Raw genomic sequence first — 12,862 nt, 5'->3', positions numbered from 1 at the left:
CCGCCGGCCATCGTGTCGGCACCACTACCGCCGATGAGAATGTCATTGCCCGCATCACCATTGAGGATGTCGTTGCCGCCCAAGGCGTTCAGGAAGTCGTTGCCATCACCTCCGCTGGCCACGTCGTCGCCTGCCGTGCCGGTCCATAGGTCACCACCGGCAGTACCGACAAACAAATCACCGACCACTGTCGTTGCGGCAGAGGTGACTCGCTCAAGTGTGCCGAGGTCATCGGTGTAATTCGCGACGACACGCAGTTGCTGACCGGACTGCGTCGTGTCGGGCGTGAAGGTCGTGCCCGTCGCGCCGGCGATGTCGGTAAAGATTGCACCGCTCCCCACCTGCCACTGATGGTTAACCACGGAAGTCGTGGTCCCGTTGGCGTCGGTGAACGCATCTGTGGCGGTCAAGGCCGAGCCTGGCGTCGGGGTCGTATCGCTGATCAGCACCGTACCAACCGGCAGGACATTGACGGTGCCGGTACCGGCCGGCGTAATCGGTGCGGTCGGCGCCGAGAACACCTCCTCCAGCACGCCATTGGCGTCCTTGTAGACCGCCCTGACGCGCAGAGCCAGCCCGGCTGCCACGACGAGTTCCGGGATAGCCGGTACGGCGCCAATGAGGGTCGCCGGTGGTGGGACCCTCAGTTCCGAGCCCACCATGACGGTCGTGCCCTCTGCGCGCGCGACCTCGCCGGCGGCAAAGAAGGTGATGTCTTCGAAGACACCCGAACCCGGACGCGCTTCGAACTGCCAGAAGAAGCTGATGGGCCCGGTGATCGCGCCGCCAGTCGCGGTATTGTTGGCATCGGTGATATCTGCCGCCGATACCGTCAGCCGTTGGCCGACGGCGGGCGTAGGATCGTCGATCCTCAGCGAACCGACTGGCTCTGCGTTCAAACCGCCGAGCACGAGCGCCTGATCGGAGAACTGCAACCGCTCGATATGGCTGAGGGTGTCGGTCCCGTCCCTGCCGGCGACACTGTCGGTGACCGTAAAGGTGCCGTTGACGTTTTCGACCACGGTGTAATCCGCCAGATTGCCGGAGAACAGCGCCGTGTCGAAGTCGGGACCGGTCGCCGTCAGGATTTCGCGCACGATCTGGAGCTGGCCGGGGTTATAGGTGCCGTTCACCATGAGCGGAACCAGGGGCGTCAGGCTGTCGAAGGTAGCGATTTCCGGACCGGTGCCATCGATGTTCTGCCGCACGCTGATGCGCACGTTGAGCCACTTGTCGCCGTCAATCAGGTCGTCGCCGCCGCGGCCCTGGATGACGTCGCTGCCGGCGCCACCCAGGAGGATGTTGCCCCCGTCGAACTTGTCGTCGGCCGTACCGGCGATGCCATCCGCGCCGTTTCCTGCGCTGCCGACCAGATCCCGCAGGCCGCTGATGAGGTCGAAGTTGGTGAGCACGCTGCCCTTGGCGCCAGCGACGGCGAGCAAGTCGGCAGTGGAGTCATCACCGCTGAGGAAGTCGGCATGGGCCGATCCCGACAGCCCTTCCACCAGGTCCAGCCGGGCAAGGATCGACGCGTTGGAACCCGGTACCGCCGGTTGATCGAAGAAGCGCAGCCTGGTGTTGAGGTCCATGGTCACGCCGGTCGGATCGTCCTTGTAGGTCGCCCAGTCGTACCCGGAGAAACCGATGAAACGGTCCGCCTCGCTGGGACTGCCGACCATGATGTCATCGCCGCCCTCCCCGTCGAAGTTGTCCGGTCCGCCATCGCCCAGGAAGACGTCGTTGCCATTGATCGGATCGTTGCCAAATGGGTCGAAGTTGTCACCGGCAACGCCATCGGCGGATCCGCCCTGGATCCAGTCATCGCCTTCCCCGCCGCGCGCGAATTCATTCGCCTTGCTGCCGAGGATGAAGTCGTTGCCCAGGCCACCGCTGGAGTCGGCCGCGTCCTCGCCGGTGATGATGAAGTCCTGGCCGGCCTGGCCGAGGATCAGGTTGAGGCCGTTACCGCCCTGGATGACGTCGTTGCCGTCCTCGCCGTGGATGACATCGTCGCCACCCATGTCGGTGATGATGTCGTCACCGGTACCACCTAAGAGTTGGTCGTTGCCGTAGCCGCCATCGATCCGGTCGTTACCGGCATCGCCGTAGACCGTGTCGTCGTCCGAGTCACCGGCAATGAGGATGTCGTTGCCGGCCGTACCGCCCAACACGACCGTATCGGCACCGGTGTAGTGCAGGTAGTTGGTATCCGGGCCCGTCGTGGCGGGATTGTCGCGGATCACCAGCGGCGTGAGGAAGTCAGTGCGCGGTGAGCCTATCGGGTGGTCTGACGGACCAAATGGATCGGCATTGGCCGGCAGATCGTCGACGGTGCCGACAATGCCGTCGGGGCCGGCAATCACACTGGGGTTGTACTGGTTCGCCTGGTTGACCTCCAACGTGTAGGCCGGCGTCAGGAAGACCCTGGCCGAAAGGTGTGTGGCATCGGTATTGGCCATCACCAGCGAGGCGAACGTGTTGTTCTCCAGCTCTGCGCCAAAGTCCATCGAGGCGGTGCGTTCCAGATAGTAGAAGCGGTCACCGTCCTGGAGTTTCTCCATCTGGTTCTCGAAGACGAAGTTGAAGGTCGAGCCGAGCATGCCGCCAAAGGGCATCTTCTCCTCGGCCAGCCCGCCAACCCAGAAGTCGACCGCATCCAGGCCGGTAATGGTCACATCGTCTGCTGTGTGCAATACACCGTCCGTACCCGCGGTGCTGGTCCAGGCACCGGTGCTGTTGAGGAAGTCGATGCGATCAGCCGGCGCACCCGCACCGCCGAGCACCAGCAGCGAAGCTGCCGCGCGCTTGTCCGCCAGCGTAATGGCATCAGTGATGCTCGAATGCGTGCCGTAGGCGGCGATGAAGTTGATCAGCGATTCCGGGTGTTTTATGTGCTGCACGAAATCAGCCCAGCTCGTGTAGGGCTTGAGCTGTGCGTCGCCGGTGGGCCCATAGAACTCCCGCCGCGCCGCGTTCAGGGACGGAACGCCGGTATCGCGGCCACGCGCCAGGTTGATGGCTGGCAGATCGAGCGGCAGGCCCAGCAGGTTGTTGCGCAGGGCTTCGGTGACGAACTCATCGATCTCGTTGCCGACCTGGCGGGTCACGCCGCGCACGATGGCACCGGCTGCCTCTTCCGGAGTGGGGCCGCTGCCCGCAAACTCGAGCGGGTTGAGGAAGGCCTGGATCAGCCCGATATCGCTCGAGGCAAAGTTCGGATCGAGCCGGTCGACCTGCTCCAGCAGCATCGAGTGCCCGAAGCGATAGACGGTGTGTGCGAACTCGGCAACGATGCTCGGATCGATCGCGGTGTCGTACACCTGGCCTGGGGCGAAGAAGGGATCGACCATCGGCTGGATGGTCCGCGCGAACTCCTCGAATACCAGGTGCTGGTACTGCATCTCGGTACCGAACTTCGCCGTCTGGAACAGGCGCTCGCCGTTCCAGTCCAGGGTCGAGGTGTCGGCCGGAACGGCAGTGACGGGCGTCAGCAGCCACTCGTTGAGGAACGACACATCGCCGCTTGCCGCTGTCGCCAGGACCACCTCCTTGGTGTGATCGACCAGGCGGTTGTGCTCATGGTGGAAGATGGAGTGGACGGTGGTCAGGCCGATGTTCTCGTTCACCCGGCCGTCGCCGGCGATGTAGTGCGCGTCCAGCAGTTCGTTGTCGTAGAAGCCCGGCGCAGGTGTACCGCCAACGACATTGTCGGCATCGGGCAGGAGTGCCGCGCCGGTCTGGTCGTCCACCGGAACGGCGGTGTGCGCAATGTCGTTGAGGAAAGCATGGCCAGTGCGCGCGGCGTTGGCCAGGCTGATGGGCGCTGCCGGATTGCCTTCAACGAGCACATCGTCAGCCGTGCCGGCAATGCCGTCCGGGCCCAACATCACCACCTGAGGGAAACCGTTCGGTCCCTTGAGGAAATTGCCGTAAGCGTCGGTTGCCAGTAATGGCACATTGTCGAAATCGGCATCGGTGAGATTGATGCCGAGCAGATCATGGGCTTGCGCCTTGACCACCTTCCAGGTGGCCATGCCGCCGATCTGGACGTCGTCGGCAGAGCCGAACACGCCATCGGCGCCCAGATCACGATTTTCGATCAACTTGCCGGTGGCCACCGGATCGCCCGCTGCATTGAGCTCATAGGCACGCAGGAACACCTGGTGCGAAGGATGCGAGCTATAGGTCTGGTTCTGGTCGACAAACGGCGAGGTGGTGTTGGTGTTCTCGTGGATGTCGTCGGCCGTGCCCAGGATGCCATCGGGGCCGGGCTGATTGGTGGCGCGCGTCAGCACCATGAAGTTGGTCGGGCTGCCGGGCACGAACAGTGGGTCATCCGGCTGCAGCGGAATGAACACGGTGCCCGAACCGCCCTTGGTGACGAGGTCCAGGCCATGGTCGAAGAACTGGCCGAAGAAGGTCATCCATTGGTTGAAGGGCGCGGTCAGGCCCGCGTCGGGACTCACGTTCGGGTCGAAGAAGGTCTGGAACGTGCTGCCGTCGGTGCGGGTTCCGGTCACCACCTGCGCGCCAGCCTTGAGGACATCGTCAACCGTGCCGAGGATGCCATCCAGGCCGGGGTCAAAGGTGGCCGCGACCGCTGCCGGGTTGTTGGCGGTCTGGTCGACGATCAGGTTGCTGATGGTGCGCGGTTGCGAGTCGATCACCAGGCCGCTGGTCTGGGTGTAACTCGTGCCGGCGTCGGCCGGGCGGAAGTCCGGCGTGGTCAGGCGCGGGAATACGTTATCGGCGGCACCGTACTCAGGATGGAGCAGGTTGTTGTCCGTCCCTTCGACCGTGCGCAAACCGTAGGGCACGCGTATGTTCGGCAGCAGAGAAACCAGGTTCTCACCGGCCGCGTGGTGTTCGGCTATCTTGATCTGGTCAAGGATGAACGCCAGGTCCGATTGCGTGTAACGCACACCGTTGCTCGGGGCACTGGTCTGCGGATCGATCAGCGAAGGCGCTGGTGCGGGGGCTGGCGCCGCGGCCACTATTGCCGTGGTCGGTGCCGAGAATACCTGCTCGGTCACGCCATGATCGTCTGCATAAATGCCTTTGACGCGCACGGCCAGGCCGGCAAGATCCGGGGTCACCGTGAGCGTGGGCGCGTCCGCCCTGGTAAATCCGATACCGATGCGGCCTGGCCCGAGGATAATGTCCTCGAACACGCCCGAACCCGGTGTCGCTTCAAACTGCCATATGTAACTGATCGAGTTGTGGATCACCCCGCCCGCGTTGTCGGCATCGCTGAGGCCTGCCGCCGACACGGTCAGCGTCTGGCCAACGGTCGGCGCGGTGTTATCCACCGTCAGCGCACCCACCGGCTCAGCGTTGAGCCCGGGTACGAGGACCATGGACTGATCGGAGAACTGCAGCCGTTCGATGTGGGTGAGACGGTCGGTTTCTTCCTTGCCGACATTGTCGGTCACGCTGACGATGTCGTCGCTAAAATCGAGCGCCGTGCCGTTATCGTTGACGGAGACGGTGTAGTTCGCCAGTGGGCCCAGGAAGTTGACGGTGTCGAAGCCACCCACGCCCGGCAGGATCTCCCGCACGGCGACGAGCTGGCCCGGATTGTAGGTGCCGTTCAACATCAGCGGGATCATCTGCGTCATGCTGTCGAAGCTGGCGATCTCCGGCCCGGTGCCATCCAGATTCTGATGCACGCTGATGCGCACGTTGAGCCACTTGTCGCCGTCGATGAGGTCGCTGCCGCCACGGCCTTCGATAATGTCGCTACCATCACCGCCGAGGATGATGTTGCCCGCGCCGAACTGATCGTCGGCCGTGCCCCCGATACCGTCGGCTCCGAAACCGGCGCTGCCGACAAAGTCCCGCAGGCCGCTGACGAGATCGAAGTTGGTGAGGATGCTGCCCCTGGCCGTGATGTTGGCGATGATGGCCGCGTTTTGTTCATCGCCGCGCAGGAAGTCGGAGAAGGCCGACCCCGACAGGCCCTCCACTTCCGCGAACCGGTCATAGACCGCATCGGGCGATTGCCCCACTGCGCCCACGATATCGCCCGCCGCATTGGGCACCGCGTGATAGGGGCTGAAGAAGGGAACGACCATGTCGACGGTCACGCCGTACTTGTCATTCTTGTAGGTGGTCCAGTCGAACCCGGACATGCCGTCCATCTTGTCCTGGGCATCGCTGGCGACGAAGGTGTCGTCGCCACCTTCACCGATCATTTCATCGAATCCGCCGGTGCCGATGAAGATGTCGTTGCCGGGCACATCGTCGGTCAGAGTCGGGCTCATGTTATCGCCGGGCGCACCGTCCTGGGTGCCGCCTTCGATCCAGTCGTCGCCTTCGTTGCCGGTCGGCGCGAGGTTGACCTTGGCGCCGAGGATGAAGTCGTCGCCCGCGCCGGCGAAGGTCATCGTGATGTCTTCGGTGGTGATGATGAAGTCTTTGCCCGCGCCGCCGAACACCAGGTTGTTGAGACCGAGGGTCGAGTTGCCGGCCTGGATGACGTCGTTGCCGTCTTCGCCGCGCAGGGTGTCGCTGCCGCCGATGTCGGTGATGATGTCGTCGCCGGCACCGCCAAAGACGTTGTCGTTGCCGTAGCCACCGTCGAGCCGATCGTTGCCGGCGTCGCCATAGACCGTGTCGTCGTCCGAGTCACCGGCAATGAGGATATCGTTGCCGGCCGTACCGCCCAACACGACCGTGTCGCCGCCGGTGTAGTGCAGGTAATTGGTATCGGGGCCCACTGTGTCGGGGTTGTCGCGGATCACCAGAGGCGTGATATGGTCAATCCTTGGTGAGCCGATCGGGTGATCCGACGGGCCAAAGGGGTCGGCGTTGGCGGGCAGGTCGTCGGCCGTGCCGACGATGCCGTCCGGACCGGCCACCACACTCGGGTTGAATTGCTGCGTCTGGTCGACCTCCAGGGTGAAGGCCGGTGTCTGGAATATGTTGGCCGCCAGGTGTGTGGCGTCGCTGTTGAGCATCACCAGATTGGAGAACGAATTGTTCTCCAGCTCAGTGCCGAAGTTGAGTCCTGCGGTGCGGGCCAGATAGTACAGACGGTCGCCGTTCTGCAGGTTTTCCAACTGGGTTTCGAAGACGAAGTTGAAGCTCGAACCCAGCAGGCCGCCAAAGGGCATTTTCTCCTCGGCCAGGCCACCGATCCAGAAGTCGATGGAGTCCAGGCCGGTAGTGGTCACATCATCTGCAGTGTGCAGAACGCCGTCCGCACCGGCGTTGCTGGCCCAGACACCCGTACTGTTCAGGAAGTCCAGGCGATCTGCCGGGGCCGTGGCGCTGCCGAGCACCAGATCCGCAGCCGCGGCGCGCTTGTCCGCCAGCGTCGTAGCGCCAGTGATGGTTGAATGCGTACCGTAGGCGGCGATGAAGTTGATCAGCGATTCCGGGTGTTTCATGTGCTGCACAAAATCGGCCCAGCTCGTGTAGGGGGTCAACTGGCTGTCGCCGGTCATGTGGTAGAACTCACGCCGCGCCGCGTTCAGCGACGGGATGCCGGTTTCGCGGCCGCGTGCCAGGTTGAGCGCGGCAAGGTCGAGCGGCAGGCCGACCAGGTTGTTGCGCAGAGCGTCAGTGACAAACTCGTCGATCTCGTTGCCGACCTGCCGTGTGACACCGCGCACGATGGCGCCAGCCGCCTCCTCCGGCGTGGGGCCGCTTGCAGCAAACGCAAGAGGGTTGAGGAAGGCCGCGATCAGGCCGGTCTGTTGATTGCCCGGGTCAACCGGATTGCCGTCACCGACGACATTGAAGTTGGGGTCGAAACGATCGACCGTCTCCAGCAGCATCGAATGGCCGAAGCGAAAGACCGTGTGCGCGAACTCGGCGACGATCGCCGGATTGACGGTGGTGTCGTTGCCCATGGGCGCCAGGAACACGTCCACTTGCGGCTGGATGGTGCGCGCGAACTCCTCGAACACCAGGTGCTGGTACTGCATCTCGGTGCCGAACTTGGCGGCCTGGAACAACCGCTCGCCGTTCCAGTGCAGGCCTGCGATGTCGGCCGGCGTCACGGGCAGCGCTGTCACTTGGGCGTCGGGCATCAGCCACTTGTTCAGGAAATCAAGGTCGGCGGAAGCCAGCACCGTCTCCTTGGTCTGCTCAACCAGCCGGTTGTGCTCGCTGTGGAAGATGGAGTGCACCGTGGTCAGGCCGATGTTCTCGTTAACGCGGCCATCACCGGCGATGTAGTGCTTGTCGAGCAGTTCGTTGTCGTAGGTGCCGGGGGCTTGCGGGCCGCCAATGACGGTGTCCGCATCAGCCGTCAGACCGCCGGTGGGGTCGGCGCTGTGGGCAATGTCGATGAGGAATTGGTGGCCGGTGCGAACAGCGTTCGTCAGGCTGATCGGCGCGGCCCGGTTACCCTCGACCAGCACGTCATCGGCGGTGCCGGCGATGCCGTCCAGGCCCTTCATCACGACTTGGGGGAGACCGTTGGGCCCCTTGATGAAGTTGCCGTAGGCATCGGTCGCCAGCAACGGTACGTCGAACACGTCTGCATCGGTCAAGTTGATGCCGAGCAGATCACGGGCCTGGGCCTTGACGACCGCCCAGGTGGCCATGCCGCCGATTTCGACGTCATCGGCAGTGCCGAAATGCCCATCGACGCCCAGGTCACGATTGGTGATCAGCTTGCCGGTGGCGACCGGATCGCCAGCGGCGTTGAGCTCATAGGCACGCAGGAACACCTGGTGCGAGGGATGCGAGCTGTAGGTCTGGTTCTGGTCGACAAACGGCGAGGTGGTGTTGCTCTGCTCGTGGATGTCATCGGCGGTGCCAAGGATGCCGTCGGGACCGGGCAGATTGGTGGCGCGCGTCAGTACCATGAAGTTGGTCGGGCTGCCCGGCACGAAAAGCGGGTCATCCGGCTGCAACGGAATGAACACGGTGCCGCTGCCGCCCTTGGTCACGAGGTCAAGGCCATGATCGAAGAACTGGCCAAAGAACGTCATCCACTGGTTGAACGGCACGGTCAGGCCCGCGTCCGGCGTAATGTTGGGGATCTGGAAGACGGAAACGTCGTCGGCGGTGCCGAACAGGCCATCCAGGCCGGGGCTGGTGACGACCTGCGAATCCGGATTAGCCGCTGCGGCCGCGACCGCCGCCGGGTTGTTGGCGGTCTGGTCCACGATCAGGTTGCTGATGGTGCGCGGCTGCGAGTCGAAAACGGCACCGCTGGTCTGCAGGTAGGAGGTCGGCGTGGTTCCGCCAGGGTCGGCGGGCCCGAAGAAGCCGACCGGCTGGACCTGCGCGGTATTGAACACTGGCGTCGTCATGCGCGGGAAGAAGTTGTCGGCGGCACCGAACTGGGGATTGGCCAGGTTGTTGTAGATGCCGGTTACGGTGCGCAGGCCGAAGGGGACTTCTACGTTCGGCAGCATGTCAATCAGACTCTCGCCTGCCGCATGCCGTTCGGAGATGAAGATTTGTTCGAGAATGAACTCGAGATCGGACTTGATGAAGCTGGCCATGGCTGTTTCCTCGATGCTTGGCAATCAGGAAACCACACGCATAAAACACCGCTGTAAACGCGTGGTTTAGTGCTGAACCCATAAACAGAAAATCGAAAATTGAACGACGGGACCTGGTAACACAGCCGCACCGAACCCTTGCCCGATTGCGTGCAATCAGCAGTGTTCGACTGAGGATTGATTCCCCGTGACAACCGTATCTACAGGCGGGTATTGCGCCTCAAGGAGGCGACGGCCCGTGAACGCAGGTTGAATAGAAGGTGTGACTTGCTAATGGCCCCGTCACGAATCGGGGCTTTATGCATCTGTCCATGGAGCACTCTCAGGCATGGGGGGCTTGTCACAGATGCCACACATCCAGCGATCAGAGTCCGGGACTTCCTGAGGGGTGATGGCACGGTTCTGCGTCCATGCGGCTTCGTCAACAAGCCTTTTATCCATGAGAAAACTGGCATCGACTACGAATTGACTAGTATGTATGGGAGAGTGGTTGCTCACGCTTGGTGGAGGAGTCAGGAAATCATTCAAACCATTGGTTTGGTTTTGATTGAGTTGAGCACTATGGGTAATACCCCCCGGCTGTTGTGGCCGGAAGTAACGATTACCCAGTCTGTTTGAGAATCTTTTTAAAATACTCATCGCGCCTCCCGCCCTCAACCTCAATCACCAGTTTTACACTCCATTGAAAATGAGTATTGAAGGGCTACCCGGATGTGTACAGAGACGAAAGCCCAGCCAAATTCCGAGACCTTGGTCGACGAATCGGATCAGACCTTGGTCGAATCGGACACTGGCCAAAAGTCCCATGGCGCAGGGCCGGGGAGACCGGGCACCGGTGCGAAATTGCACCATTTGAGCCGCTCAACCCAGTTCGTGATCTGCGCCACAATCATTCTGGGTTTGACCATGACGTTCGTTGGAAACCTCGTAAGCCAGAGCATCGAAGATGCAACGGTTCAAACGGCGGCAGAGACAGGCGCGCGTTATATGCAGAACTTTCTCGAACCTTTCGCCCAGGGGTTAACCACTGCAAAGGAACTCCCCGATGAGACCATTCAGACCATTGACTATCTGCTGTCCAGCACCTCGCTCAGTACGCATGTTGTCTCGGTGAAGATCTGGTTGCCAGACGGCACGATTGTCTACAGCACCGACAAATCCACGGTGCAGAAAACCTTTCCGACAGAGGAGATCTCACAGGCACTGACCGGCAAGATCTATACAGAGTTCGACAATGAACTTGGAAGTTATTCGGTGGACGATATTGAAGATGCCTTTGAGCGCAGCCTGAATATTCCGCTCTATGAAATTTTTGCTCCACTGCGCGAAGCGGGTACTGGAAAGATTATTGCGGTGGGTGAGTTCTACGAAACCGCGGAAGCGTTACAGCGCGAAATCAATAACGTTCGCAAAAAAGTATGGGCGATTGTTGGAGCAGCAACGACAGCCATGATTTTACTGTTGTTTTTTATCGTTCGACGTGGCGACAAGATAATAAAGCAGCATGAAACAGCACTTAAATGGCGAATGGATGAGCAAACCAGATTGCACTCAAATAATGCTGTCCTTCAGCGCAAAGTCACTAAAGCCAATCGCGAGTTTTCCAGAATCAATGAACTTACTCTTCGGCGGATCGGGGCCGATTTGCATGATGGTCCTGCTCAGCTGTTGGCACTTATTCTCCTTCGCCTTGAAGAACTCGAAGGTTCGCAAGGCGTCTCGGATGTAGAAGCCCTGGAAATGATCAGGCGTGCCGGCGAGGATGCTTTAAACGAAGTGCGGGAAATATCACTTGGCCTGGCACTTCCGGAAGTCAATGACCTGACCCTGCACGATGCCCTGGTATTGCTGGCCGAGCGGCACGAAGAGCGAACCGAGACGCGAGTCGAGCTACAGCTTGATAGGCTTACGGACGATGTACCGATAGCGCTTAAAATTGGTATTTACCGCTTCGCCCAGGAAGCGTTGAACAATGCCTATGTTCACGCCGGGGGAAAAGGCCAAAAACTCAGCGCCTCGCACTCTGAAGGATTGCTGGAAGTGCAAGTCGAGGATGCGGGAATGGGTATTTCAACCGAGAAACCGAGTGTGCCAGGTCGAGGCAGAACTCGTCTGGGTCTTGTCGGCATGCGCTATCGCGTCGAATCCCTCGGCGGCGTATTCAGCATTGAATCGACTCCCCATGCCGGAACCAAAGCCAGGGCGCAGTTCAAAATCTGATAACCCGTACCAGATTGATCGTTGCGCCCAAGTCACCGCAGCGCTTATGGCTCGTTATTCGACTTCCTGTTGTCATTCCAGTCGCGGCGTTGAAGAGCACCACACAGGCTGGATATATGGTCACTCTCCCAATGCCGTATCACGGCAGCCACCGCCTGCGTCCGGTTACGAACGCGCAGCTTGTACATGACATTCGTCATGTAGTGCTTGATGGTCTTCTCGCAGAGCTCAAGCTTGATAGCCACCTCGCGGTTGGTCAGGCCCTTCGATACCTCTCGGATAACCTGTTCTTCGCGATGGGTCAGCTCGACCTTTTGCTTGTCACCCGCGTTCTTTCTGATATTGCTTAACAGCCTGCCGGCAAGTTTAGGGGTAATGAAGGTTTCACCCCCGGCAACATTTCTGATGGCTTGCACAAGCTCAAGACCGCTGATGCCTTTCAACGCATAGCCCTGCGCGCCCGCTTCGAGGGCGGAATAGGCGTCCTCGATGGACTCGGATACCGTCAGCATCAATATTTTAACGGCCGGTGAAGACGCCGAGATCGCTCGAACGGCAGCAAAGCTGTCGCCCGGCATATTGACATCCATCAGCAAGACATCCGGAGCAAAACGAGCGGCAATTTCCATGGCATCATCGGCAGACCCGCCCTGCTCGACCACCTGAAAGTCAGCTATTTTCTTCAGCGCCATTGTGACCCCATCCCTTAACAGTGGGTGATCGTCAACAATGCCAATCTTGATCGTGGGACTCATAAGAAGCTCCTCATGAGAGGCGATGGAGCTCAAGGTTGATGTCGCATGTTTCATTTTTCACCCCTCGCGTCCGGCCGAATCCGGCAAGCCCTGGCGTCTCCATGATGACCGAGACGACGGCTGTTTCGGGTGCCTGAGGTGGTGCAACAAATGAGCCATTACCCAGGGCGAAGAAAAAGCTCAGATTAATTAACAGGCTGTTTCAGAATGTTTCAAGCGAGAGGAAGCGTGAGGAGGGAATATTCCTCAACTTTGGTGGTAACCGCCCAGTTGGGTGGGTGTAATGCCCCATTTATGGAGAGAGTGGTGGCCCTGTTGCACCGGCCGCTTTTGCCAGGGGCTGCTTGCCCTCGCAGCCTGGCGGACTTTGCTGATCCGGCTTGATGCGATGCTACGGGACGGCATCCATGGCGTGCCGGACGG

At 60.9% G+C, this 12,862-nt stretch carries 4 protein-coding genes; 1 reads left to right on the top strand and 3 read right to left on the bottom strand.

What is annotated here, in order from left to right:
• A partial coding sequence (locus KW846_RS29325) for a peroxidase family protein (protein ID WP_218486422.1) occupies window positions 1-9,464 on the bottom strand: 9,464 nt, incomplete at its 3' end.
• A gap of 297 nt (window positions 9,465-9,761) precedes the next feature.
• The gene (locus KW846_RS29320; protein WP_218486421.1) at window positions 9,762-10,103 is read right to left on the bottom strand and encodes a hypothetical protein; all 342 of its coding nucleotides are present in this window, start codon (window positions 10,101-10,103) and stop codon (window positions 9,762-9,764) included.
• 72 nt (window positions 10,104-10,175) lie between these two features.
• On the opposite strand from KW846_RS29320, the gene KW846_RS29315 reads away from it, so the two are divergent.
• Window positions 10,176-11,684 carry a sensor histidine kinase gene (locus KW846_RS29315; RefSeq protein ID WP_218486420.1) on the top strand — a complete coding sequence of 503 codons (1,509 nt, stop codon included), beginning with the start codon at window positions 10,176-10,178 and terminating at the stop codon, window positions 11,682-11,684.
• 44 nt (window positions 11,685-11,728) lie between these two features.
• On the opposite strand, the gene KW846_RS29310 is transcribed toward KW846_RS29315, so the two are convergent.
• Complete coding sequence (locus KW846_RS29310; protein ID WP_218486419.1) at window positions 11,729-12,439, bottom strand: response regulator transcription factor; 711 nt, start codon at window positions 12,437-12,439, stop codon at window positions 11,729-11,731.
• Between the last annotated feature and the right edge of the window lie 423 nt (window positions 12,440-12,862).

It is taken from the genome of Pseudomonas sp. PDM32 (assembly GCF_019219225.1).
GTDB classification, from domain to species: domain Bacteria; phylum Pseudomonadota; class Gammaproteobacteria; order Pseudomonadales; family Pseudomonadaceae; genus Aquipseudomonas; species Aquipseudomonas laurylsulfatiphila.
Note: the sequence above shows the minus strand (reverse complement) of the source record. Positions and strands in the feature narration are given on the sequence as shown.

Excerpts from the sequence above, each read along its gene's own strand:
- KW846_RS29315 (WP_218486420.1), top strand. The coding sequence starts at position 10,176 with ATGTGTACAGAGACGAAAGCCCAGCCAAATTCCGAGACCTTGGTCGAC.
- KW846_RS29320 (WP_218486421.1), bottom strand. The coding sequence starts at position 10,103 with ATGAGTATTTTAAAAAGATTCTCAAACAGACTGGGTAATCGTTACTTC.
- KW846_RS29310 (WP_218486419.1), bottom strand. The coding sequence starts at position 12,439 with ATGAGTCCCACGATCAAGATTGGCATTGTTGACGATCACCCACTGTTA.